22 protein-coding genes and 1 riboswitch are annotated in these 24635 nt (G+C 74.6%); of the genes, 8 read left to right on the plus strand and 14 right to left on the minus strand.

Annotated features, from left to right (window positions below; genetic code table 11):
• Nucleotides 1-46: 46 nt before the first annotated feature.
• Nucleotides 47-940, plus strand: a complete 894-nt coding sequence (locus OVA32_RS10450; RefSeq protein WP_041103533.1) for an SGNH/GDSL hydrolase family protein — start codon at nt 47-49, stop codon at nt 938-940.
• Nucleotides 941-1015: 75 nt separating this feature from the next.
• Here OVA32_RS10450 and metX read toward each other — a convergent pair whose 3' ends face one another.
• Nucleotides 1016-2146 (minus strand): homoserine O-acetyltransferase MetX, encoded by a 1131-nt coding sequence (metX, locus tag OVA32_RS10455; protein ID WP_041103534.1) that lies wholly within the window; start codon nt 2144-2146, stop codon nt 1016-1018.
• On the minus strand, nt 2143-3510 hold the full coding sequence (locus OVA32_RS10460; RefSeq protein ID WP_087114695.1) for a bifunctional o-acetylhomoserine/o-acetylserine sulfhydrylase: 1368 nt from the start codon (nt 3508-3510) through the stop codon (nt 2143-2145). Before OVA32_RS10460 ends, metX begins: the two co-directional genes overlap by 4 nt.
• A 130-nt stretch (nt 3511-3640) precedes the next feature.
• Nucleotides 3641-3756: riboswitch (SAM riboswitch) on the minus strand.
• Between the two features lie 177 nt (nt 3757-3933).
• Here OVA32_RS10460 and OVA32_RS10465 point away from each other — a divergent pair.
• Nucleotides 3934-4569, plus strand: coding sequence for a VOC family protein (locus tag OVA32_RS10465; protein WP_080772560.1), 636 nt, complete (start codon nt 3934-3936; stop codon nt 4567-4569).
• A gap of 18 nt (nt 4570-4587) precedes the next feature.
• On the opposite strand, the gene OVA32_RS10470 is transcribed toward OVA32_RS10465, so the two are convergent.
• Nucleotides 4588-5475, minus strand: a complete 888-nt coding sequence (locus tag OVA32_RS10470) for a type II CAAX prenyl endopeptidase Rce1 family protein (protein WP_267714359.1) — start codon at nt 5473-5475, stop codon at nt 4588-4590.
• Between the two features lie 143 nt (nt 5476-5618).
• Between OVA32_RS10470 and OVA32_RS10475 the strand changes: the two genes are divergently transcribed.
• Nucleotides 5619-6695: a phosphotransferase family protein gene (locus OVA32_RS10475; protein WP_041103537.1), complete on the plus strand. Its 1077-nt coding sequence runs from the start codon at nt 5619-5621 to the stop codon at nt 6693-6695.
• Nucleotides 6696-6710: 15 nt separating this feature from the next.
• On the opposite strand, the gene gatB is transcribed toward OVA32_RS10475, so the two are convergent.
• The 11 genes from gatB to OVA32_RS10530 all read right to left on the minus strand — a co-directional run bounded on the left by gatB (nt 6711) and on the right by OVA32_RS10530 (nt 17987).
• Nucleotides 6711-8216 carry an Asp-tRNA(Asn)/Glu-tRNA(Gln) amidotransferase subunit GatB gene (gatB, locus tag OVA32_RS10480; RefSeq protein WP_041103538.1) on the minus strand — a complete coding sequence of 502 codons (1506 nt, stop codon included), beginning with the start codon at nt 8214-8216 and terminating at the stop codon, nt 6711-6713.
• Entirely contained in the window at nt 8213-9829 is a 1617-nt protein-coding gene (gatA, locus tag OVA32_RS10485; RefSeq protein WP_267714364.1) for an Asp-tRNA(Asn)/Glu-tRNA(Gln) amidotransferase subunit GatA, read from the minus strand. Before gatA ends, gatB begins: the two co-directional genes overlap by 4 nt.
• Before the next feature lie 8 nt (nt 9830-9837).
• On the minus strand, nt 9838-10134 hold the full coding sequence (gatC, locus tag OVA32_RS10490) for an Asp-tRNA(Asn)/Glu-tRNA(Gln) amidotransferase subunit GatC (protein ID WP_041103540.1): 297 nt from the start codon (nt 10132-10134) through the stop codon (nt 9838-9840).
• A 204-nt stretch (nt 10135-10338) separates the two neighbouring features.
• A complete protein-coding gene (locus OVA32_RS10495) occupies nt 10339-10863 on the minus strand; it encodes a GNAT family N-acetyltransferase (RefSeq protein WP_020625518.1) in 525 nt (174 codons plus the stop codon).
• Nucleotides 10860-11342 (minus strand): hypothetical protein, encoded by a 483-nt coding sequence (locus OVA32_RS10500; RefSeq protein WP_020625517.1) that lies wholly within the window; start codon nt 11340-11342, stop codon nt 10860-10862. The genes OVA32_RS10495 and OVA32_RS10500 overlap by 4 nt, the downstream gene beginning before the upstream one ends.
• Nucleotides 11339-12256 (minus strand): inositol monophosphatase family protein, encoded by a 918-nt coding sequence (locus OVA32_RS10505; RefSeq protein ID WP_078025706.1) that lies wholly within the window; start codon nt 12254-12256, stop codon nt 11339-11341. The genes OVA32_RS10500 and OVA32_RS10505 overlap by 4 nt, the downstream gene beginning before the upstream one ends.
• Nucleotides 12253-14646 (minus strand): NAD-dependent DNA ligase LigA, encoded by a 2394-nt coding sequence (ligA, locus tag OVA32_RS10510; RefSeq protein WP_267714369.1) that lies wholly within the window; start codon nt 14644-14646, stop codon nt 12253-12255. Before ligA ends, OVA32_RS10505 begins: the two co-directional genes overlap by 4 nt.
• A 40-nt stretch (nt 14647-14686) precedes the next feature.
• Nucleotides 14687-15445, minus strand: a complete 759-nt coding sequence (locus OVA32_RS10515) for a PP2C family protein-serine/threonine phosphatase (RefSeq protein ID WP_020625514.1) — start codon at nt 15443-15445, stop codon at nt 14687-14689.
• Between the two features lie 11 nt (nt 15446-15456).
• On the minus strand, nt 15457-16596 hold the full coding sequence (locus OVA32_RS10520; RefSeq protein WP_170747777.1) for an adenylate/guanylate cyclase domain-containing protein: 1140 nt from the start codon (nt 16594-16596) through the stop codon (nt 15457-15459).
• Nucleotides 16593-17120: a PH domain-containing protein gene (locus tag OVA32_RS10525; protein WP_230277913.1), complete on the minus strand. Its 528-nt coding sequence runs from the start codon at nt 17118-17120 to the stop codon at nt 16593-16595. The genes OVA32_RS10520 and OVA32_RS10525 overlap by 4 nt, the downstream gene beginning before the upstream one ends.
• Before the next feature lie 30 nt (nt 17121-17150).
• A complete protein-coding gene (locus OVA32_RS10530) occupies nt 17151-17987 on the minus strand; it encodes a biotin--[acetyl-CoA-carboxylase] ligase (RefSeq protein WP_230277912.1) in 837 nt (278 codons plus the stop codon).
• Nucleotides 17988-18176: 189 nt separating this feature from the next.
• Here OVA32_RS10530 and OVA32_RS10535 point away from each other — a divergent pair, with 189 nt between their 5' ends.
• The 5 genes from OVA32_RS10535 (at nt 18177) to OVA32_RS10555 (ending at nt 24487) form a co-directional block, all read left to right on the plus strand.
• Nucleotides 18177-19760, plus strand: a complete 1584-nt coding sequence (locus tag OVA32_RS10535) for an acyl-CoA carboxylase subunit beta (RefSeq protein ID WP_020625510.1) — start codon at nt 18177-18179, stop codon at nt 19758-19760.
• The gene (locus tag OVA32_RS10540) at nt 19757-20050 is read left to right on the plus strand and encodes a hypothetical protein (protein WP_235187762.1); all 294 of its coding nucleotides are present in this window, start codon (nt 19757-19759) and stop codon (nt 20048-20050) included. Before OVA32_RS10535 ends, OVA32_RS10540 begins: the two co-directional genes overlap by 4 nt.
• Nucleotides 20051-20085: 35 nt before the next feature.
• Complete coding sequence (locus tag OVA32_RS10545; RefSeq protein WP_217564777.1) at nt 20086-21774, plus strand: DUF885 domain-containing protein; 1689 nt, start codon at nt 20086-20088, stop codon at nt 21772-21774.
• Nucleotides 21771-22466, plus strand: coding sequence for a Maf family protein (locus OVA32_RS10550; protein WP_247298190.1), 696 nt, complete (start codon nt 21771-21773; stop codon nt 22464-22466). The genes OVA32_RS10545 and OVA32_RS10550 overlap by 4 nt, the downstream gene beginning before the upstream one ends.
• 164 nt (nt 22467-22630) lie before the next feature.
• Nucleotides 22631-24487, plus strand: coding sequence for an acetyl/propionyl/methylcrotonyl-CoA carboxylase subunit alpha (locus tag OVA32_RS10555; RefSeq protein ID WP_267714381.1), 1857 nt, complete (start codon nt 22631-22633; stop codon nt 24485-24487).
• Nucleotides 24488-24635 lie beyond the last annotated feature (148 nt).

Genomic DNA, 24635 nt, shown 5'->3' on the forward strand with positions numbered 1-24635 from the left:
TCCCGGAGGTTGACCCCTCCCGCGCGATGCGGGCAGAATCCTACCCGTGGGTAACCCATCCTCCTCCCAGCCTCCGCACGCCTCCGACGCGACCCCGGTCGACGACCCCGCCGCCCATCCGTGGCGCCGCTACGTCGCCATCGGGGACTCGTTCTCCGAGGGCATCGGCGACCCGGACCCGGACCGTCCCGGCTACCACCGCGGCTGGGCCGACCGCCTGGCCGAGGAGCTCTCCCGCCTGACGCCGCCCGGCGAGGACCTGGCCTACGCCAACCTGGCGGTCCGCGGGAAGCTGCTGGACCAGATCGCCGAGGACCAGGTGGAGCCGGCGCTCGCCCTGCGGCCGGACCTCATCAGCGTCTGCGCAGGCGGCAACGACATCCTGCGCGGCGCGGACCCGGACGAGATCGCGGTCCGGTTGGACGCCGTCGTCGAGCGTCTGGCCTCCGACGGCGCCACCGTGCTGCTGTTCAACGCGACCGACGTGAAGGGCACGCCCGTCATCGGCCGCATCCGCGGCACCGTGGCGATCTACAACGAGAACGTGCGCACCATCGCGCTGCGGCACGACGCGCTGGTGCCGGACATGTGGTCGCTCAAGGACCTCGCCCGGCGGGAGATGTGGGCCGAGGACCGCCTGCACTTCTCTGCGCTCGGCCACCACACGATCGCCGCGATGGTGCTGGACACCCTCGGCGTGGAGCACGGCCTCGAGCACCTGCGCCTCTCCCCGCCGGCGCCGCGCACGTGGCGCGCGGCCCGCGCGTCGGACGCCGCATGGGTGCGCACGCACCTGGCGCCGTGGGTGGTCCGCCGCCTCCGCGGCGTCTCCTCCGGCGACGGCGTCACGGCCAAGCGCCCCGTCCCCGAGCCGCTCTTCGGCGCGCCGATGCCGCAGGGCTCGGACCACACCGAGCCGCTGGACATCGTCGAGCCCTGAGCCCGGCCGGCGGGGACCGGTGGCCGTTTCCCGAACGACAGTGCCGCGACACGCCGCCGTTTCCCGAACGAAAGTTCAGAGGGCGAGGGTGCGCTTGAGCGTGTCGGCCACCTGGCCGTATTCGGTGAGGAAGCCGTCGTGGCCGATGGGCGAGGCGATCGTGTGCACCGGCGGCCGCGCGGGCAGCGCCGCCGCGAGCGCCTCGGACTCGGCCGGCAGGTAGAGCCGGTCCGAGTCGACGGCGGCCACGAACGCCCGGCCCCGGTAGTCCGCGAGCGCCGCCGCCACGCCGCCGCGCCCGCGCCCGACGTCGTGGCCCATGAGGGCCTCGGTGACCACGAGGTAGGAGTTCGCGTCGAACCGGTCGGTGAGCTTGGCCGCCTGGTGGTCCAGGTAGGACTCCACGGCGTAGCGCCCGCGCCCGCCCGGCACCCCGACGACGGCGCCGAACGGGTCCTCGATGCCCTGCGGTTCCCGGCCGAACCGCTGGCCGAGCTCGCCCGCCGTGCGGTAGGTGGTGTGGGCGATGCGCCGGGCGATGCCCAGGCCGGCCACGGGGCCGGGGCCGGGGTAGTAGTCGCCGCCCTGGAAGTCCGGGTCGAGGCGGATGGCCGCGGTCTGCGCCTGGCCCCACGCGATCTGGTCGGCGGAGGAGGCCGCGGTGGCGGCCAGCACGCCCACCCCGGCGACGCGCGCGGGGTGGGTCGCGGCCCACTCGAGGGCGCGGGCCCCGCCCATCGATCCGCCGATCACGGCACGCCAGGCGCCGATCCCGAGGTGGTCGGCCAGGCGCCGCTCGGCCTCGACCGCGTCCCGCAGCGTGAGGAACGGGAACCGGGAGCCCCAGGGCCGCCCGTCGGGCGCGGGCGTCGAGGGCCCGGTGGAGCCGTGGCAGCCGCCGATCATGGCGGGGGCGACCACGAACCACCGGTCCGTGTCCACGGCGCGGCCCGGGCCGACGAGGGCGTCCCACCAGCCCGGCGTCGGGTCCTCCTCGTGCGCGGCCACGTGCGCGTCGCCGGTGAGGGCGTGCAGCACGAGCACGGCGTTGGCGCCGTCGGCGGCGAGGGTGCCCCAGGTCTCGTAGGCCAGCTCGACGTCGGGCAGCAGCCCGCCGGTCTCGGTGCGCAGCTCGCCGACCCGCAGACGGTGGCGGCCGCCGCGGGGCAGCGCGGTGCGCGACGGACGCGTGGCGACGGCGGTCATGCCCGCTCCCCCGCGTCGTCGTCGCCGCGGCGGGCGGCGGCCGCGAAGCCGCGTTCGAGGTCGGCGAGGATGTCCTCGATGTCCTCCACGCCGAGCGAGAGCCGCACCAGGCCGGGGGTGACGCCGGCGGCGCGCTGCTCGTCGTCGGTGAGCTGGGAGTGGGTGGTGGAGGCCGGGTGCACCACGAGCGAGCGGACGTCGCCGATGTTGGCCACGTGGTGGTGCAGGGTGAGCCCGTCCACGAACGCGGCCCCGGCCTCGCGGCCGCCCGCGATCTCGAAGGAGACGAACGCGCCCGCGCCCTTCGGCAGGTAGCGCTGGGCCCGCTCGTGCCACGGGCTGGACTCCAGGCCGGCGTAGACCACGTGCTCGACGTCGTCGCGGCCCTCCAGCCAGCGCGCCACCGCGGCCGCGTTGGCCACCTGCCGCTCCATGCGCAGGGACAGGGTCTCCAGGCCGAGGTTCACCAGGAACGCGTTGAACGGGGAGATGGCCGAGCCGTAGTCGCGCAGCAGCTGCACGCGCGCCTTGAGGATGAAGGCCAGGTTGGCGCCGAGCGGCGAGCCCACCCCGAGGTCCCGCGCGTAGACGAGGCCGTGGTACGACTCGTCCGGCTCGTTGAAGCCGGGGTACCGCTCGGCGTGCTGCGCGTAGTCGAACGTGCCGGCGTCGACGATCACGCCCGCGATGGCCGCGGCGTGCCCGCCGAGGTACTTCGTGGCGGAGTGGGTGACGACGTCGGCGCCGTGCTCGATGGGCCGCAGCAGGTACGGGGTGGCCAGCGTGTTGTCCACGATCAGCGGCACGCCGGCCTCGTGGGCGGCGTCGGCGACGGCGCGCACGTCCAGGACGTCCCCGCGCGGGTTGCCGAGGGTCTCGCCGAAGAACGCCGTGGTGTTCGGCCGGACGGCGGCGCGCCAGGACTCGAGGTCGTCCGGGTCGGTCACGAACGTCGTCTCGACGCCGACCTTGGCGAGGGTGTGCTTGAACAGGTTCTGCGTGCCGCCGTAGAGGCTGGCCGAGGCGACCACGTGGTCGCCGGCGCCGGCGAGGTTGAGGATCGCGAACGTCGTCGCCGCCTGACCGGAGGCCAGCAGCAGCGCGCCCACACCGCCCTCGAGCGCGGCGATCTTCTCCTCCACCGGGCCCTGCGTCGGGTTGCCGATGCGGGTGTAGAGCGGGTCGAGGTCCTTGAGCGCGAACCGGTCCGCGGCCACCTGGGCGGACGGGAAGTCGTACGAGGTGGTCTGGAAGATCGGCAGGGCGGTCGCACCGAAGGCGTGCTGGCCGACGGCGACGCCCGCGTGGACCTGCGCGGTGGAGAAGCCCCAGGCGTCGGGGGTCGGGGTGGTCTGGTCGGTCATGGCGGACCCTCCTGAGGGGTTCAGGGGCCGGACCCGGCCGCCCCGCCCGCCGGCCGACGTGCCGATCCGGGAACCGGCGTCGTCGAGGTGCCGGAGATGACCCGGCGCCGTCGAGAGGGGCCGTGGGATCGGCCCGCGCTTGCCGGCGTCCGTTGTGGGGCCGGCCTGGTCGTCACCCGGGGCACCCCACCGCGGAAGGAGGGTTGCCGGTCAGCATGCCGGGGCCTGTTGCTGACTCTCGTGACCGTGCCTCCGAGTGTAGCCCGCCGCCCCGCCACGATTTCGTCACGCGTGTCACCCGCGGATACGCTCTCCGCACGGGGCGCCCGACCCGTCAAGGGCTCGACGCCCCGCGACTCGCACCAGGTCAACCCCCGGGGCAGCCCGGGAACGGAGAGGAACAGCGCAGTGCACACCTGTCGCATGGACCACGTGTCCTACGCCGCCGGCCCCGAGGGCCTGGACGCCACGGTCGCCCGCATCGCCGAGACGCTGGGCATCGAGCGGATCAAGGGCGGTGTCCACCCCCGCTTCGGCACGCAGAACGCCCTGTTCCCCATGGCGGGCAGGCAGTATCTGGAGGTCGTCGAGGCCCTGGACCACCCGGCCTCCCTCAGCGCGCCGTTCGGCCAGCTCGTGCGCGCCCGCACCGAGCAGGGCGGCGGCTGGATGAGCTGGGCGGTGGCCACCCCGGACATCGGCCGGTTCGAGCGCCGCCTCGGCCGTGAGGCCGTCCCCGGCAACCGTCGCTTCCCGGACGGCCGGGAGCTGTCCTGGCGGCAGATCGGCGTCAAGGGAACCCTCGCGGACCCGCAGCTGCCGTTCATCCTGCGCTGGGCCGACGGTCAGGAGGACATGCACCCCTCGCAGGCGGCCGAGCCGCAGGCCACCATCGAGCGCCTGAACATCGCCGGCTCCCCCGAGCGCCTCGCCGAGTGGCTCGGCGACGACGAGGACGGCCAGGTCCAGGACGTGAACATCGAGTACGTCGCGCCCTCCGGCACCCCGGGCATCGTCTCGGTCACCTTCCGCACCCCGAAGGGCGAGGTCACGCTCTGAGCGCGGGGGCGGGGCCGCTCAGCCGAGCAGCCCCGCCCGCGCCAGCAGCGGGTAGCCGACGAACCCGACGGCGTCCAGCAGCGCGTGCGCGATGACCAGCGGCATCACCCGGCGCACCCGCAGGAACACGAGCACGAACACCACGCCCATCAGGGCGTTGCCCACGCCCGGCCCGATCCCCTGGTACAGGTGGTACGCCCCGCGCAGCAGCGCGAGGGCGAGCACGACGACCGCCACGCGGGTCGGCAGGTACAGCCCCTCGGCGCTCACCCACGACGACGGCACGGCCGGCGCCGGATCGTGCGCCAGGCCCGCGGCGCGCAGCCGCTGCAGATACCCGAGCCGGTCGACGAGCCAGGCGCCCACGATGACCTCCTCCAGCAGTCCGTGCCGCAGCGCGGAGAGCAGCAGGACCGGCACCTGGTACCAGCTCTCCCCGAGCGCCGAGCCGACGATCGCCGTCGTGATCCCCAGGGCCCGGCCGGCGGCGTAGACGCCGAGCGTGCCCAGCCCGATGGCCGCGAACAGGCCCAGGCCCCAGGCCAGGTCGCGGCCGGGGCGGCGCAGGTCGAGGCCGAGCACCCGGAACGGGTTCCGGCCGCGCAGGTGCATCAGGTGCAGCACGAGGGCCACCGGCACCAGCGCGAACCCGATGCCGAGCAGCTGGTAGGTCAGGTCGAAGGCCCAGCGGTCGGCCAGGGCCGGGTTGAGGACGGTGGTCTGCTCGCCGAGCGGGGCCTGGGTGGCCTTGTCGATGAGCTGGACGATCGCGTAGACCGCCGACTTCCCCAGGGAGAGGCCGAGGACGATCGCGATCTCCCACCGCACCGTGCGCGCCGAGGGGGCGGGCAGCGCGGGGGCGGGTCGGACGGCCGGGGAGCGGGACGTGCGCGGGGTGGCGGGCATGCCCTCCAGTATCCGCCGCCCCCTCTGCCCCCGGGCGCTTTCGAACGTGAGGTGGGGCCTATCTCCCGTTCGAAAGTCCCCATTCCCCCGATATCGCGTTCGAAAGTCCGGGAGGAGGGCGGAGGGAGGGTTAGCGTGGTCGTGTGGTCTCCCCGCCTGCCCCCAGCGAGCTCGAGCTGGTCCACCGCGCCCTGCAGCACCTCCGCCCCGGCCTCGACCCCGCCCTCGCCCGCCGGCTCCGCACAGCCGACTGGCCCGCGGCGTCCGTGGAGGAGGGCGGGCAGTTCCACCGGGTGCTCGTCCTCGAGGACGTCGGCGTCCTCCGGATGACGCGGGCCCACGAGGTCGGCGCCGTCCCCGCCGCGCGGTGGGCGCCCGAGCGGGACCCCGCGGCGCACCTGCCCCGGCGCCTGGCCCTCCTCGACGGGCTCGCCTCGGCCCTGGCCGAGCGCGACGTGCCGTGGACCGTCCCGGTCGCCCTCTCGGACCCCGTCCCCGCGGGCCCGGGCGCCGCGGTGCTGCAGCGCTTCCTCCCGGGCGGCCCGCACCCGCCGCACGAGGGCGACCCGGCCGTGCTGCGCGGCGTCCTCGACGACCTCGCCGCCGTGGACGTCACCGACCCGCGGATCGCCCCGCACCTCGGCCGCCCGTTCGCCTTCCGCGGCCCGTGGACGTCGGAGCGCGCCCGGCACGTCGCGGCGCTGCCGGGGGCGGTCGCCGCGCGCCTGGAGGCGTGGGAGGGCCACGACGTCGACGCACGGCTGGGCGCCGAGGCGTGGCCGGACGCGGTGGCCGCCCTCACGGACGCGGTGACGACGTGGACCGCCGCGCCGCCCGTGCCGCCGTCGCTCGTGCACGGCGACCTGGCCGGGCACAACATGCGCTGGCGTGCCGTGCCCGAGGACGAGGACCCGCGCGCCCCGCTGCGCTGGGCGCTGGCCGGTGTGCTCGACTGGGACCTCGCGTGCGCGTGGGACCCGGCCCTCAACGTCGCCTACCTGGCGTTGTGGCACGGCGAGCAGAAGGTGCCCGACCTGGCCCGGGACGCGGCCGAGGCGCGGCGGGCCCGCGTGTGGCTCGGGGCGATGGCCCTGGAGACGCTCGACGACGCGGCGGCCCGGGACGCGATCGTCGGCGGGCTGGCCGCGGGGTCCTGGCGGCGTCTGCTGCGCAAGACCCTGCCCCGCGTGGCGCGGGCCCTCACCGCCCTGGACGGCTGAGGGCCCGCGCGGTCGTCAGGACACGCCCAGGCGCTCCAGCACGATCTCGCGGACGCGGCCGGCGTCGGCCTGCCCGCGGGTGGCCTTCATGACCGGGCCGATCAGGGCGCCGACGGCGGCCATCTTGCCGCCCTTGATCTTCTCGGCCACGTCCGGGTTGGCGGCGATCGCGGCGTCGACGGCCTCGGTGAGCGCGCCGTCGTCGGACACCACGGCCAGGCCCTTCGCCGCGACGACCTCCTTCGGGGCGCCCTCGCCGTCGGCCACCAGACCGAGCACCTGCTTGGCGATCTTGTCGTTGATCGTCTTCGCGGCGATCAGCTCCTCGACCTCCACCACGTGCGCCGGGGTGATCCCCAGCTCGGCGACGGCGACCTCGCGGACGTTCGCCAGGCGGGCGATCTCGCCCATCCACCACTTGCGGGCGGCCGCCGCGGAGGCGCCGGCCTCCACGGTCGCGACGATCTCGTCCAGGACGCCGGCGTTGACGACGTCGCGGAACTCCTCGTCCGAGAAGCCCCACTCGGCCTTGAGCCGCTTGTTCCGCACGGCCGGAAGCTCGGGCATGGCCGCGCGCACGCGCTCGACCCACCCGGCGTCCACGTGCACGGGCACGAGGTCCGGCTCCGGGAAGTACCGGTAGTCGTCCGCGTCCGACTTCGGGCGGCCCGAGGTAGTGCTGCGGGTGTCCTCGTGCCAGTGGCGGGTCTCCTGCGTCACGGTGCCGCCCGCGGCGAGCACCGCGGCCTGGCGCTGGATCTCGTGGGTGACCGCGTGCTGCACGGCGCGCGTGGAGTTCACGTTCTTCGTCTCGGTGCGGGTGCCGAACTCGGTGGCGCCCTTGGGCATCAGCGAGACGTTCGCGTCGCAACGGACGTTGCCGCGCTCCATCCGCGCGTCGGAGATGTCGATGGCCTGCACGATGTCCCGGATCGCGGTGACGTAGGCGCGGGCCAGCTCGGGGGCCCGCGCACCGGCGCCGACGATCGGCTTGGTGACGATCTCGATGAGCGGCACGCCCGCACGGTTGTAGTCGACGAGGGACGCGGAGGCGCCCTGGATCCGCCCGGAGCCGCCCACGTGGGTGAGCTTGCCGGCGTCGTCCTCGAGGTGCGCGCGCTCGATCTCCACGCGGAAGACCTCACCGTCCTCCAACTCGACGTCCAGGTGGCCGTCGAAGACGATCGGCTCGTCGTACTGGGAGGTCTGGAAGTTCTTCGGCGTGTCCGGGTAGAAGTAGTTCTTCCGCGCGAACCGGCAGGTCTCGGCGACCTGCGCGTCCAGGGCCACGCCCAGGCGGATCGCGTACTCCACGACCTTGCGGTTGAGCACCGGCAGGGTGCCCGGCAGGCCGAGGTCGAGCGGGGTCACGTTCGTGTTCGGCTCGTCGCCGAACGCGTTGGGCGCCGAGGAGAAGATCTTCGTGGCGGTGTTCAGCTCCACGTGCACCTCGAAGCCCAGCACGGGGTCGAAGCGCTCCATCGCCTCCGCGAAGTCCATGGTCTGCTCTGCGTGGCTCATGCCCGGCCTCCTGCCGTGGTCGCAATGGTGGCGCGCTGCGCGCCCTTCTCCAGCTCGGGGGCCTCGGCCCACACCAGCCCGCCCCGGCGCTGGGCCACGAGGCGTTCGAGCGCGGCGCCGGCCTCGTACAGGCGCGCGTCCTCGCGCGCCGGTGCCATCAGCTGCAGGCCGTAGGGCAGCCCGTCGACGACGCCACCCGGCACGGACATGCCCGGGATGCCGGCGAGGTTGGCCGGGATGGTTGCGAGGTCGTTGACGTACATGGTCATCGGGTCGTCCGTCTTCGCGCCCAGCTCGAACGCCGGGGTCGGCGCGGTGGGCGTGAGGATGACGTCCACCTGCTCGAAGGCGCGGGCGAAGTCCTCCTGCACGAGCGTGCGGACCTTCTGCGCGGAGCCGTAGTAGGCGTCGTAGTAGCCGGCGGACAGCGCGTAGGTGCCCAGGATGATGCGGCGCTTGACCTCGGCGCCGAAGCCGGCGGCGCGGGTGGCGCCCATGACCTGCTCGATCGTGCCGCCGCCGTCGGGCACCACGCGGTGGCCGTAGCGGACGCCGTCGAAGCGGGCCAGGTTGGAGGAGGCCTCCGAGGGCATGATCAGGTAGTACGCGCCGAGGGCGGCGTCGAAGCTGGGGCAGGAGACCTCCACGATCTCCGCGCCGGCCTCACGCAGGGCCGCGACGTGCTCGTCGAAACCGGCCCGGATGCCCGGGTGGAACGCCTCCGCCGGCAGGTCCGTCACGACGCCGATGCGCAGCCCCGCCAGGTCACGGCCGCGGGCCGCGGCGGTCAGGTCCGCCGGCGCGTCGGCCAGGGACGTGGAGTCCTGCGGGTCGTGGCCGCCGATGACCTGCTGCAGCGCCGCGGCGTCCGCCACGGTGCGGGCGGCGGGGCCGATCTGGTCCAGCGAGGAGGCCATGGCGATCAGGCCGTACCGGGACACGGCGCCGTAGGTGGGCTTCACGCCGACCGTGCCGGTGAACGCGGCGGGCTCACGGACGGATCCGCCCGTGTCCGAGCCGAGGGCGAAGGGGGCCAGGAAGGCGGCGACGGCGGCCGCCGACCCGCCGCCCGAGCCGCCGGGCACGCGGTCCCCGTCCCACGGGTTGCGGGTGATGCCGAACGCGGAGTGCTCGGTGGAGCCGCCCATCGCGAACTCGTCGAGGTTGGTCTTGCCGAGGATCGGCAGGCGGGCCTCGCGGAGGCGGGCCACCACCGTGGCGTCGTACGGGCTGAGCCAGCCCTCGAGCATGCGGGAGGCGGCCGTGGTCGGCTGCCCGCGGGTGACGATGTTGTCCTTCACGGCCACGGGCACGCCGGCCAGCGGGTGCAGGGCGTCGGCCTCGGGGCCGCCGGCGGCGCGGATCGCGTCCACCTCGGCGGCGACGGCGAGGGCCTCGTCCGTGTTCACGTGGAGGTAGGCGCGCACGCCGCGGTCGCCGTCGGCGTCGGCGCGCACGTCGCCGTCGTGGGCCGCGATGCGGTCCAGGTGGGCCTGGACGAGCTCCACGGAGGTGGTGGTGCCGGCGCGCAGGCGCTCGGCCATCTGCAGCGCGGTGAGCCGGACGAGCTCGTCGGCGCCGAGGGTCGCGTTCACGTCGAACGTCTCGGTCATGGGGGTGATCACTCTCCGTCCAGGATGGCGGGGACCTTGAACTGGCCGTCCTCGGAGTCCGGCGCCTGGTCGAGGGCCTCCTCCTGCGTGAGCATGCCGGCGGGCACATCCTCGCGGAACACGTTCTGCAACGCGATGGGGTGGGACGTCGGCGTCACGTCGTCGCCCGCGGCGGCCTGGACCGCGGAGACGTGCTCCAGGATCTTCTCCAGGTCGCCGGACATCGTGTCCAGCTCCTTGTCGGTCATCCGGATGTGGGCCAGGCGAGCCAGATGCTCCACCTGATCCCGGGTGATCTCAGGCATGGATCTCCTCGTGTGACGGGTCGGGGCGGGGTGGACGACGCCGGCGCGGCGGCGGCCACATCGGAATCGAGTCTAGTGCCGGGGCCTGCCCGGCCGCCGCCACCGCTTCGAGGCGGGAGATCCACCCCACCGCGGCGCTCCGGGCCCGCATGACAGGGATTTCCCGCCCCGAATGGGGTCCCGGTGCCGATGTCCCGCCCGGGGTCAGTCCAGCGCGAGCCGGTAGACGAGGAACGGGCCGGTCTCGTCGGCCGGATCGAGGTCCGGCACCACGTCCGCGAGGAACCAGTCGCGCTGCGGGACGCGCACGAAGCCGGCGCGCTCGTACATCCGGTGCGCGCCGGTCATGGAGGGCATGGTGGTCAGCACGACGGCGTCCACGCCCTCCTCGGCGCGGGCCCGCGCCACGATCTCGGCCAGCAGGGCGCCGCCCACCCCGCGGCGGTGGAACCGCGGGTGCACGGCGAGCATGCGGAACTCGTACTCCCCGTCGCCGGAGGTCTCGGCCAGGGGCGAGCCGGGCGGGGTGAGCACCACTGACCCGGCCACCTCGCCGTCGACCTCGGCCACGAGCACCTCCGCGCGGCCGGCCCGGTCGGCCACGTCCATGAGGGTCTTCACGTAGGCGTCGTCGGGGGCGATGTGGCCGCCGTCGACATAGGACGCCAGGGTGAGCTCGGCGACCGCCTCGTGGTCCTCGGGGCGCAGCGGGCGGACGAGGGCGCTCATGCGTCACCTCCGGCGCGCTGGCGCAGCGTGTCCTTCAGGCGGGCGCGGGTCGCGTCCGTGGCCACGACGTAGTCGCGCCGACGCAGCCAGGCGGTGGGCACGGCCTGGTGGGGGTGGCCGTCGCGCGCCTCGTGCAGCCCTTCGAGGAACGTCGCGGCCGCCGGCTCCTGCCAGATGTTCACCCAGTAGGCGCGCTCCCGCTCCTGCGCCGTCAGTTCCTTGACCAGCCGCCTCGTGAACGAACAGCCCGGCCGCCAGAACACGACGACGCCGCCGCGCTCGACGTGCGCCTGCGCGCCGGCGAACGGCCGCGAGCGGACCCGGACCGCCCACCGGTACGTGACCGCGTAGCCGGCCAGGACGAGCCCGGCCACGATCATGCCGACCTGCTGCAGGCGCGTCCCCGCGATCATGAACGTCAGTCCGCCGGCCACGAACAGGACCGGGTAGAACCACGGGTCTCCGACGATCCGCCTCATGCCCTCTCCCCCGTCATGGCGGCCAGGGCGGACCCGTCCACGTCGCCGGCCACCATCCAGTCAGGATGTGCCGTGCCGTCCGCCGAGGCGGGCCGCGTCACCGCGACGCCGGCCTCCTCCGCCACCAACGCGCCGGCGGCCCAGTCGTACTCCTGCGTGCCGAACTCGGCGTACGCGTCCAGGGTGCCGTCGGCGACCATGCACAGGTCCAGCGCCGCCGAGCCGATCCGTCGCACGTCCCCGAACGCGGGCAGCAGGGCCGCGAGCGCCCGCACCTGCAGGGCCCGGCGGGCGGGGTCGTAGCCGAAGCCGGTGGCGAGCAGTCGCCCCGAGCGTCCGGGCAGGGGACCGGTGAGCCGCACGGGGGCGGCATCGCGGTCGGGCAGGTCCACGCCCGCCGTCGTCGCGTCCGCGGTGCTGAAGGCGCCCCGGCCCGCGCTCGCGTACCAGGTGCGCCCCAGCGCGGGCGCCGCCACGACGCCGGCCAGCCAGCGTTCGGTGCCCTCGGCCACCCCCAGCAGGTCGGCGGTCTCGGCGTCCACCGGGCCGGTGACGGCCACCGAGGTGCAGAACTGCGGAAGCCCGCGCACGAAGTTCGTGGTGCCATCCAGCGGGTCGATGGACCAGCGGTACCCGGACGGCTCGGCCGGACGGGTGGCGCCGTACTCCTCGCCGGTGATCTCGTCCGAGGGGCGGTAGCCGGCGACGACCTCCCGGACGGCCTGCTCGGCGCGGCGGTCGTAGTCGGTGACCCAGTCGGAGCCGGAGGACTTCGTCTGCGCGCCGATCTCCTCGATGCCCAGCGGGACGGCCGGGTGGTGACCGGTCCAGCGCCGGGCCAGGACGTCCGCGCCGGCGCGCGCGGCGGCCTTGGCGACCACGAGCAGGCCCGGGACCGTGGTGCGCGCGCTCATGCCGAGGCCTCCCCCTCTGCGGCGTCGTCGGTGGCGTCGTCCGTGCCCGCCGGGCGCACGGCGTCCGGGCCACCGGCCAGCAGCGCCGTGAACCCGGCCTCGTCCAGCACGGGCACGCCGAGGGACTGCGCCTTGTCCAGCTTGGAGCCGGCGGCCTCGCCGGCCACCAGGAAGTCGGTCTTCTTGGACACGGACCCGGAGGCCCTGCCGCCGCGCACGAGGATCGCCTCCTTCGCGGAGTCGCGGGAGAAGCCCTCGAGCGAGCCGGTGACCACCACGGTCAGGCCCTCGAGCGTGCGCGGGGTGGACTCGTCCTGCTCGTCCTCCATGGCCACACCCGCCGCGGCCCAGCGGTCCACGATCTCCCGGTGCCAGTCCTCGGCGAACCACTCGATGAGCGCGTCCGCGATGATCGGACCGACGCCGTCGATCTCGGCCAGCCGGTCCCGGTCGCCGGCCTCGGCCGCCGCGCGCAGCGCCGCCATCGAACCGAACGCCGTGGCCAGCGAGCGGGCCGCCGTCGGGCCCACGTGCCGGATGGACAGCGCCACGAGGGTGCGCCACAGCGGCTGGGACTTGGCCTTCTCGAGCTCGTCGAACAGGCGGAGCGTGTTGGCCGTGGGCGCGGACGGCTTCTTCGCGGTGCCGGCGGTGAAGAAGTACGGCTTGAGCGTGAACACGCCCGAGGGCACCATGCGGCCGTCCACCTTCGTACGGCCCTCGCGCCACACGCGGACCTCGCCGAGGGAGCGCTGCAGGTCCGTCAGCCCGTCCTCGCCGCGGGGGCCCGTGATCTCCTCCGGCGTGCCGGAGGCGAGGTCGAAGATCTGCGCCTCCGCCGTGATGGGGCCGGGACCCTCGGGGCGCACCTGCCCCTCGTGCTCGGCCGGGTCCTCGCCGGGGCCCTGGACGAGCCAGCGGGCGGCCTCCTCGCCGAGCGCCTCCACGTCGAAGGCGCCGCGGCTGGCCAGGTGCTCGACGCGGCCGGCCAGCTGGGCCGGGCAGGAGCGGGCGTTGGGGCAGCGCAGGTCCACGTCCCCCTCCTTGGCCGGGGCCAGCGGCGTGCCGCACGAGGGGCAGTGCGCGGGCATGACGAACTCGCGCAGCTCCCGGCCCGCCTCGATCGCCTTCTCGCGCAGCGGCAGCACGGGGCCCACGACCTCGGGGATCACGTCCCCGGCCTTGCGCACCACCACGGTGTCCCCGATCAGCACGCCCTTGGCCTTGACCACGTCCTGGTTGTGCAGGGTGGCCAGAGAGACGGTGGACCCGGCCACGGTGACCGGCTCCAACACCGCGAACGGGGTCACCCGACCGGTGCGGCCCACCGAGACCGCGATGTCCCGCAGCAGCGTGTGCACCTCCTCCGGCGGGTACTTGTACGCCGCCGCCCAGCGGGGCACGCGGGAGGTGTGGCCGAGGTAGCGCTGGTCCGCGAACGCGTCCGCCTTCACCACGATGCCGTCGATCTCGTGGATCAGCTCGTGCCGGCGCCGGCCGTACTCCTCGATCACCGCGACGACGGCGGCCAACGCCTCCTCGTCCGCACCCTCCACCACGCGGGTGTAGGGGCTCACGGGCAGGCCCCAGCCCGCGAGCGCGTCGTACACCTCGTGCTGGGACTCCACCCCGAACGCCTCGACCGAGCCGATGCCGTGCACGAACATGGCCAGCGGGCGCTGCGCGGTGACCGCCGGGTCCTTCTGACGCAGGGCGCCGGCGGCGGCGTTGCGCGGGTTCGCGAACGGCGTCTGGCCCTCCTCCGCACGGCGCGCGTTGAGCTCGGCGAAGGCGGCGGAGGACATGAACACCTCGCCGCGCACCTCGAACTCGGCGGGCCAGCCCTCGCCGGAGAGCTCGTGCGGGATGTCCCCGATGGTGCGCACGTTGGCGGTGACGTCCTCGCCCGTGACGCCGTCACCGCGGGTGGCGGCCTGCACGAGCCGCCCGTCCCGGTAGCGCAGCGCGACGGCGAGCCCGTCGATCTTCACCTCCACGAGCCAGCGGGGCGCCACGCCCGGCCGCACCTGCGTCAGGGCCTGCGCCGCACGGCGGAACCAGACCTCGAGCTCCTCGACGGAGAACAGGTCCTCGAGCGAGTACATGCGGGCCCCGTGCCGGACGGGGGCGAACGCCTCCGAGACCTCGCCGCCGACCTCCTGGGTGGGCGAGTCGTTGGCCACGAGCTCGGGGTGCAGGGCCTCGAGGTCCTCGAGGCGGCGGTACAGCGCGTCGTACTCGGCGTCCGAGATCTCCGGGGCGTCCCGCTGGTAGTAGGCGGTCCGGGCGGCGCGGACCCGCTCCACGAGGTCCTCGTACTCCTCCCGCAGGTCCGCGGCGGGGATGTCCTGCGGATCGGGCTGGGCGGCGGATTCCTTGGGGGTGCTCACCCGGCCCAGCGTAGTCGGCGTCCCGGACGGCGCACCCGGGTCAGGGGATGCGCACGAGCACCGCCGTGATGTTGTCCCGGCCGCCGCGCCACAGGGCGGCGCCGATGAGCTTCTCGAGGGCGTCCTCGAGGGTGTCGGCGTCGTCGATCAGCGCGCGGATCTCCTCGTCCAGCAGCTCGCCGGTCAGGCCGTCGCTGCACAGCAGGACGAGGTCCCCGGAGGCGAGGGGGACCTCGGCCACGTCCACCGTGAGCGCCTCGCGCGAGCCGAGCGCGCGGGTGATGACGTTGCGGCGCGGGTGGACGCGGGCTTCGGCGGGGGTGAGCTCCCCCGCGTCGACGAGCATCTGGACCGCCGAGTGGTCCACCGTGAGCTGCTGGAGCACCGGCGAGCCGACGGGCCGCAGGTACACCCGTGAGTCGCCGACGTTCGCCACGGCCCAGCGGCCGCGCTCCGTGTCCAGGCAGGCCAGGACGGTCAGGGTGGTGCCGGAGCGCCCCAGCCCGGCCTCGACGACGGCGGCGTCCGCCTCGTGGATCAGGTGGCCGAGCTCCTGGGGCGTGTGGGCCGTGCCCGGGGCGAGCACCTCGGGGGCGCGGCGGCGCAGGGTCTCGATCGCGGCGGCCGAGGCCACCTCGCCGGCCTCGTGCCCGCCCATGCCGTCGGCCACGGCGGCGAGCACCAGCGGCTCCCCGACGAGGGTCCACGCGTCCTCGTTCAGGTCGCGGACGGCGCCCACGTGGGTGGCGCCCGCGGCCTGGGGCCGCGGCGCGGACGGGGTCTCGGGGCGGGGGTCCACGGGGTCCTCGATCAGTCGGCGAGCAGGGTCTGGGCCGACCCGTCCAAGAGCAGGGAGGGGCGGACCTCTCCGAACCCGCGGACGATCCTGGGCGGCTGCGGGACGAGCACGAAGCGCTCGTCCCGGGACAGGGCCGCAGCGGTCATGGCGTCCACGAGCACGGTACCCGGATCGGCCAGGGACGTCAGCCGCGCGGCGAGGTTCACGGTGGGCCCGTAGATGTCCCCCATGCGGGAGAGCACCCGTCCCCATGTCAGGGCGACGCGCGCCGAGGGCAGCTCCTCGTCCGCGGCGATGGTCTCGGCCAGGGAGAGCGCGATCGCGGCGCCGGCCTCGGGGGTCTCGGCGTTGAACATGACCTCGTCGCCGATGGTCTTCACGAGCCAGCCGCCGCCGGCCGAGATGGTCTCCGCGGCGAGGGACTCGAAGCGCAGCACCATGCGGGCCAGCGTCCGGTCGTCCATGGTCCGGGAGAGCGTCGTGTAGGAGACCATGTCCGCGAAGCCGACGGCGCGGGCCAGCGGCAGCGGCGCGTCCGACTCGGAGCCGTCGCGGCCCCGGGCGCTGGCCGCCAGCCCGGCCTCCACGCGCACGGTCAGGCGCTGCACGGCGCGGTTGAGCTGGCGCCGGTAGACGATCCGCATGGCCTTCTCGAGCGGTCCGACCATGTCCGGGAGCATGTCGACGACGGCCCGCCGCGCCTCCGGGTCCGTCAGGTCCTCGGAGGCGATCTTGTCCTCCACGAGCGCCTCGATCTGCCACACCACCATGCGGTCCGTCATCTGCCCGATCGAGCGCGCCAGCGAGATGGCGGTGTCCTCGTTCAGCGTCCCCGAGCGCACGAGCGTGAGCACGGACTCGAACGCCTCGATGTCCGCCTCGGTGAAGGCCTTGTGCCCCTCCGGCGACGTCGGATAGCCCAGCGCACGCCAGATCTTCCGGGCGGAGGCCATCGAGACGCCGAGGCGCTGCGCCACCTCCCGTGAGGTGTAGGCGCGCGGGCCCACCACCAGGCCGGCGTCGAGCGTGCGCATCGCGCTCGTCCAGCCGGCGGGCTGGGCGGACCGCTCCTGGGCGTCGCGGGCGGTCTCGTCCTCGGCCGGCGGGACGATCGGCAGCGGTGCGGTGTCCGGTGTCTCCGGACGGCTCATCGGAGGTCTCCTGTCGGGGCGGGGGCGGGCCAGGTTGCGGTGCGGGCCTGGCGGGTGAGGTGGGCCAGGGCCTCCTCGAAGCGCGCGGCCTCGGGGACGTCGCGCAGCCGCCAGTGGACCTGGCGGGCGGGCTCCTGGAAGAGGATGTGCAGGTCTCCGGCGCCCGAGCCGCGGCGGCGCCGCTGCACGTCGGCGATGGACACGAGCGGCATGGCGGCCCCGGAGCCGCCGACGCCGGCGCGCTGGAGGATGCGGCGGTCGGTGACCACGGTGCGCCGGACGACCCAGCGCCACAGCGGACGGACGGTGCCGGGGAGCAGGACGAGCGCCGCGACCACCCACGCGGCCGCCTCGAGCACAGCGCGGTTCGCGGCGACGATCCCGGGCAGGTCGGGGCGTGCGAGCACGCCGACGGCCAGGCCGAGCAGGAACGCGACGGCCACGAGGACCGCGGCGGGGCGCAGCAGCGCGCGCGGGTGGGTGCGGGTGCGCACCATCACCTGCTCACCGGGCTCGAGTCGCACGGCGGTCACCTCCTGACCGGGACGGGTGTGTCATGCGCCGCGATGGACGTCTCCGCGCAGATGGGCCACGTCCCCCGCACTGACCTCGGTCTCGATTGTGCCACGATCCGGTGTGACGTGCCTCACGCACAGGGTGCCGCCGGGACCGAGGCCCACGGCCGTGCCCTCCAGCACGCCGCCGCCGGGCAGCTCGGCGCGCACCGCGCGGCCCAGCGTGGAGAGCCGGTCCGCCACGGCCGCCACGGCGGGGTGATGCCCGTCCACGGCCGCCGTCTGCCCCGCCACGCCCGCCGCGAAGCGGTCCACGGCCGCCACGACGGCGTCGCGCAGCTCGACCGCGAGGTCCCGGGGCGCGGGCACGGCGTCCGCGCCGATCCACTCCGCCAGATCCGTGGCGGTGTCCACCGGGGCGGCCCCGCGGTGGTCCAGGTTCACGCCCATCCCGACGACGACGCCGGGCCCCTTGCCGTCCGAGGACAGCGCCACCGTGGCCAGCACGCCGCACAGCTTGCGCCCGTCCGTGGCGAGCACATCGTTCGGCCACTTCACGTGCGTCGGGACGCCCCGGGCCGCGAGGCGCTCGGCGACCGTGGCGGAGGCGACGAGCGAGAGCCAGCTCAGGTGGGCCGGGGAGATCGGCACCCCGCCGGACTCGGGACGCAGGTACACGGACAGGGCGAGCGCCGCCCCCGGGGCAGCGCTCCACACGCGGGAGTGCCGACCCCGGCCGGCCCGCTGGTCCGCGGTGGCCACGGCCGCACCGTGCCGGTGCCCCTCGCGGTCCAGCCGCGCGAGGAGCTCATCCTGCGTGGAGCCGGCGGAGTCCAGCCAGGTCAGGTCCGGTGTGGGGGCGTCGTCGGGGTGCATGCCCCTAGATATACACGGCGTCCCCGGGGGCGGGCTGAGCGGGCCGATCCGCCGCCGGGACGCGCGGACGGGCGGTCCGGGCCGACGTCCTCGCCGTTTGTGGGCTTCCTCCAACGGAGGGCGTCCGCGGCGGCCCGTACACTGGCCGACTGAGCCTCCGCATCTGGCGGACCACCACAAGGAGGACGTGTGACCGATCCCGATCTGACCACCACGGCCGGCCGGCTGGCCGACCTGCATCGGCGGCTCGAGGCGACGGCCGCGCCCGGCGGCCCGGACGCCGTCGAGCGCCAGCACGCTCGCGGCAAGCACACCGCGCGCGAGCGGATCGACCTCCTCCTGGACGAGGGCTCCTTCGTGGAGCTGGACGCGCTGGCCGTGCACCGCACCACCGCGTTCGGCATGGACGCCAAGCACCCGGCCGGCGACGGCCTGGTGTCCGGCTTCGGCACCGTGGACGGGCGCCAGGTGGCCGTCTACTCCCAGGACTTCACCGTGTTCGGCGGCTCGCTGTCCGAGCGCAACGGCCAGAAGATCGTGAAGGTCCAGGAGTTCGCCGCGCGCAACGGCTGCCCCGTGATCGGCATCCTCGACGGCGGCGGCGCGCGCATCCAGGAGGGCGTGGCCTCCCTCGCCCAGTTCGCGGACATCTTCCGGAACAACGTCCTGGCCTCGGGCATGATCCCGCAGATCTCGCTGATCATGGGCCCCTCCGCCGGCGGCGCGGCCTATTCTCCGGCGCTGACGGACGTCGTGGTGATGGTGGACCGGACCTCGCACATGTTCATCACCGGCCCGGACGTGATCAAGACCGTCACGGGCGAGGACGTGGACATGGAGACCCTCGGCGGCGCCCGCTCGCACAACGCCACCTCCGGCACCGCCCACTACATGGCCTCCTCGGAGGAGGACGCGATCGCCTACGTGCAGGAGCTGCTCGAGCTGCTGCCCTCCAACAACCTCGCAGAGGCCCCGACCTTCGAGGCCGCGGACCCGGAGCCCACGGACGAGGACCTCGCCCTGGACGAGATCATCCCGGACTCCGCCAACCAGCCCTACGACATGCTCGAGGTCATCGCCTCGATCGTGGACGAGGGCCACCTGCTGCAGCTGCAGGAGCTGTACGCGCCCAACGTGATCACCGGACTGGCCCGCCTGGACGGCATGAGCGTGGGCGTCGTCGCGAACCAGCCGCTGCAGTTCGCCGGCACCCTGGACATCGCCGCCTCGGAGAAGGCCGCGCGGTTCGTGCGCTTCTGCGACGCGTTCAACATCCCGATCATCACCCTCGTGGACGTGCCCGGGTTCCTGCCCGGCACGGACCAGGAGTTCAACGGCATCATCCGCCGCGGCGCCAAGCTGATCTACGCCTACGCCGAGGCCACCGTGCCGAAGCTGACCGTGATCACGCGCAAGGCCTTCGGCGGCGCATACATCGTGATGGGCTCCAAGAAGCTCGGCGCCGACCTGAACCTGGCCTGGCCGAGCGCGCAGATCGGCGTGATGGGCGCCCAGGGCGCCGTGAACATCCTGTACCGGCGCGACCTGAAGGCGACGGCGGAGGCGGGCGGCGACGTCGACGCGCGCCGGGCCGAGATCGTGGCCGACTACGAGGCCGAGCTGCTCAACCCATACCAGGCCGCCGAGCTGGGCTACGTGGACGCCGTGGTGCCCCCGCACGCCACCCGCGGCCAGCTCATCCGCGCCCTGCGCGCCACCCTGCACAAGCGCGAGGCCCGCCCCGCCAAGAAGCACGGGAACATGCCGCTGTGAGCGCCCTGCTGGGCCCGGGCGCCCCGGACGAGAACGACGAGTCGACGCAGGCCACGCCGCCGTCGGCCGACCCGCTGCAGCTCAGCGGCCCGGAGTTGGAGCCGGAGGAGATGGCCGCACTGGCCGCCGTCCTCGAGGCGGCCGCCGCGGCCCGGGCCGAAGCCGCCCGGCTCGCCGCCGAGGCCGCCGACCCCCGCCCCCTGGACCGCACGCTCCGCCGTCGCGGCGACCTGGGCCTGTGGGCCCGGCCCGGCCGCGGCCAGTGGCGTCAGGGCGCGGGCCCGCAGTGAGCCGGGACGCGGGCGCCAGCGCCTAGAGTGCCGGTATGACCCAGCACACCTCCGAGGCCGCCGCCGACGGCGCCCGCACCCCGTCCGCCATCGACGCGCTCGCCGAGCGCTACGTGGCCGACCTCCTCGCCCTGCATCCGGACACCGCCACCGAGCTCGGCTTCCCGGGCCGAGAGACCGAGTACACGGACTTCTCCCCCGCCGGCGCCCGCGCCGACGACGAGCTCAACGCCCGCCTGCTCGAGGACTTGGCCGCGCTCGAGCCGCAGGACGAGACGGACCGCGTCACGAAGGCGGCCATGCAGGAGCGCATCGGCCTCGAGCGGGAGATCCACGCGACCGGCCGCACCGAGCTGAACAACATCGCCTCCCCTGCCCAGGGCATCCGCGCGGTCTTCGACCTCATGCCCACGGACACCGCGGAGCAGTGGGGCCACATCGCCGGCCGCCTCGAGAACCTGCCGGCCGCCCTGCGCGGCTACACGGAGTCCCTGCTCGCCTCCCGCGACGCCGGCCACGTGGCCGCGGTGCGCCAGGTGGACATCGTGGTGGAGCAGGCCCGCGCCCACGGCGCCGCGGGCGGGTTCTTCCCGGGCCTGGTCGAGCGGGCCGAGGCAGCCGACGTCGTGGACGGCGCCCTGGCCGCCCGCATCCGCTCCGGCGCGGACACCGCCGCGCAGGCCTACCGCGACTTCGCGGACACGCTCGAGGCCGAGCTGCGCCCGCACGCCCCGGAGGCGGACGGCGTCGGGATCGAGTACTACCGGCTGGCCTCCCGCGTCTTCCTCGGCGCCGAGATCGACCTCGAGGAGACCTACCGCTGGGGCCAGGAGGAGCTGGCCCGCATCATCGCCGCGCAGCAGGCGGACGCCGAGCGCATCCGGCCGGGCGCCACGATCGAGGAGGCGCGCGCGATCCTGGACGCGGACCCGGAGCGCACCCTGAAGGGCACCGAGGCCCTGCGCACATGGATGCAGCGGCTCTCCGACGACGCGGTCGAGGCCATGAAGGAGCACTTCGAGATCCCGGCCCCGATGGACCGGCTCGAGTGCATGATCGCCCCCACCCAGGAGGGCGGCATCTACTACACCGGCCCCTCGGACGACTTCTCCCGGCCCGGCCGCATGTGGTGGTCCGTGCCCCCGGGCGAGGACGAGTTCACCACGTGGGCGGAGACCACCACGGTCTACCACGAGGGCGTGCCGGGCCATCACCTGCAGATCGCCACCGCCATGATGAACCGGGCGAACCTCAACCTGTGGCGCCGCAGCTTCTGCTGGACGTCCGGCCACGGCGAGGGCTGGGCGCTGTATGCGGAGAAGCTCATGGAGGAGCTCGGCTTCCTCGACGACCCGGGCGACCACCTCGGCATGCTGGACATGCAGCGCATGCGCGCGGCCCGCGTCGTGTTCGACATCGGCTACCACTGCGGCTTCGACGCCCCCGAGTCCGAGGGCGGCGGCGCGTGGACCCCGGAGAAGGGCTACGCGTTCCTGGCCAAGCACCTGATGATCTCCGAGGGCCAGCGCCGCTTCGAGTTCACGCGCTACCTCGGCTGGCCGGGGCAGGCGCCGGCGTACAAGGTGGGCCAGCGCATCTGGGAGCAGATCCGCGCCGAGCACGAGCAGGCCGAGGGCGCCGACTTCGACCTCAAGGCCTTCCACACCCGGGCCCTGCGCCTGGGCGGCATGGGCCTGGACACCCTGCGGGAGGCGCTCGCGTGATCCCGCACGACGACGGCGCGGCCGGCCCCGGCATGAGCCTGCGGCTGGTGCTCGGCTCGGCCTCCCCCGGCCGGGCGGAGGTCCTGACCCGGGCGCGGGTGCCGTTCCGCGTCGTCGTCTCGGGAGTGGACGAGGCGGCCGTGGGCGCGGCGGCGGGCGACCCGTCGCCGGCGGAGCTGGCGGGCCTGCTGGCGGAGGCCAAGGGCCGCGATGTGGCCGCCCGTGTGGCGGGCGCCGGCGTCGAGGCCCCCACGCTCGTGCTCGGCTGCGACTCCGTGTTCGAGTTCGAGGGCCGCGCCCACGGCAAGCCCTACGAGCCCGAGGTCGCCGTCGAGCGCTGGCGCGCCCAGGCCGGCCGGGAGGGCGTGCTGCATTCGGGCCATTGGCTGGGCCTGGTGCTGCCGGAGCCCGGGGTCGGGTCCGGGATGGCCGCGGAGGCGGGCGTGGTGTCCGCCGTCGTGCGCTTCGGCGCCGTCACCGAGGCCGAGATCCAGGCCTACGTGGCCACGGGCGAGCCGCTGCACTGCGCGGGCGCGTTCACGGTGGACGGCGCGGGCGCGGCCCTCGTGGACGGCGTGGACGGGGACCCCAACGCGGTGATCGGGCTGTCCGTGGCGTGGCTGCGGCGGGCCACGGCGGCCCTGGGCCAGGACTTCACCCGGTTGTGGGAACCCTCCAACGCGCAGCGCTGATCCGGCGCGACAGGGCCGCGTGCCTCGGAGGGTTCCGCCACAACGAGTAGGGTGCTGGTCAGAGTCGGCGCCGTCCCGCGCCTTTCGCCCCACCGGGTGAGGGGCACGACCCCGGACGTGGCGCCCGCACCCCCAGCCGTGATCGTCCGAGGAGTCCATCGCCCATGAGCATCGCCGACGCACCGCAGGCCTCGGTCGTCCCGCCCGTCGACCCCGCGGCGGAGCGCCGGTTCTCCCGGGTGCTGATCGCCAACCGCGGCGAGATCGCCGTGCGCATCATCCGGGCCTGCCAGGACGAGGGGCTGACCTCCGTGGCCGTCTACGCCGAGCCGGACCGGGACGCCCTGCACGTGACGCTCGCGGACGAGGCCGTGGCCCTCGGCGGGGAGACCGCCGCCGACTCCTATCTGGTGATCGGCAAGATCCTCGACGCCGCCGAGCGCGCAGGCGCGGACGCCGTACACCCCGGCTACGGCTTCCTCTCCGAGAACGCGGACTTCGCGCGCGCCGTGGCTGACGCCGGCCTCGTGTGGATCGGCCCGCCCGCCGAGGCGATCGACCGGCTGGGCGACAAGGTCTCGGCCCGCCAGCTGGCCACCAAGGTCGGCGCCCCGCTGGCGCCGGGCACCACCTCCCCCGTGACCGGCACGGAGGAGGTCGTCGCGTTCGCGGACGAGTTCGGCCTGCCGGTGGCCATCAAGGCGGCCTACGGCGGCGGCGGCCGCGGCATCAAGGTGGCCCGCACGCGCGAGGAGATCTCCGAGTTCTACGAGTCCGCGGTCCGTGAGGCCGTGGCCGCGTTCGGCCGGGGCGAGTGCTTCGTGGAGCGCTTCCTGGACAAGCCGCGCCACGTGGAGACGCAGTGCCTGGCGGACGTGCACGGCGACGTCGTCGTGATCTCCACCCGCGACTGCTCGCTGCAGCGCCGCAACCAGAAGCTCGTGGAGGAGGCCCCGGCGCCGTTCCTCACGGACGAGCAGAACGCCCGCCTCGTGGAGTCCTCCAAGGCGATCCTGCAGGAGGCCGGCTACGTCGGCGCGGGCACGTGCGAGTTCCTCGTGGGCCAGGACGGCACCATCTCCTTCCTCGAGGTGAACACGCGTCTGCAGGTGGAGCACCCGGTCTCCGAGGAGATCACCGGCATCGACCTCGTGCGCGAGCAGTTCCGCCTGGCCCGCGGCGAGGCCCTCGGCTACACGGACCCGCAGCCCCGCGGCCACTCGATCGAGTTCCGCCTCAACGGCGAGGACCCGGGCCGCAACTTCCTGCCCGCCCCCGGCCGGCTCACCACGTTCCGCATGCCCAGCGGCCCGGGCGTGCGCGTGGACTCCGGCGTGGTGGAGGGCGAGACCGTGTCCGGGGCCTTCGACTCCATGGTCGCCAAGCTGATCGTCACCGGTGCGGACCGCCGCCAGGCCCTGCAGCGCGCCGCCCGCGCCCTGCGCGAGGCCGAGATCGTCGGCATGCCCTCGGTGCTGCCCTTCCACCGCGCCGTGGTGCGCGACCCCGCCTTCGCCCCCGAGATCGCCGGCTCGGAGGAGCCGTTCTCGGTGCACACCCGGTGGATCGAGACGGAGTTCGCGAACCGCATCGAGCCGAGCGCCCTCACCCCGGCCGAGCCGGCCCCCCGCGAGGCGCGCCACACCGTGACCGTGGAGGTCAACGGCAAGCGCGTGGACGTCACCCTGCCCACGTGGGGCGAGGCCCTGCACACGATCTCCGGCGCCGCCCAGCGGGCCGGTGCGGGACGACGCCGGCCCCGCGGCAAGCGCGGCGCACCGGTGGCCGCGGCCGTCAGCACGGACGCGCTGACCGCCCCGATGCAGGGCACCGTGGTGAAGGTCGCCGCCGAGAACGGCCAGACCGTGGCCGAGGGCGACCTGATCGTGGTCGTGGAGGCCATGAAGATGGAGCAGCCGCTCGCGGCCCACCGCGCGGGCGTGGTCAGCGGTCTCGAGGTCGAGCCGGGCCAGACGGTCACGGCCGGCACGGTGATCGCCACCATCGCCGACGCGGAGTGAGCCGCCGGCGACGACGGCGGGGAGCGCCGGCGTCGTGGGCTGGTTCCACATGGTGGACGACGGGGACATGACTCTCGCAGATCGGCGCGACGAGGCTTAACCTGACACGCATCTTCGTCTCACATCGTGGTCGTTCGCGACCCCCTGT

This window comes from Micrococcus sp. SL257 (assembly GCF_026625585.1).
GTDB classification, from domain to species: Bacteria; Actinomycetota; Actinomycetes; order Actinomycetales; family Micrococcaceae; genus Micrococcus; species Micrococcus luteus.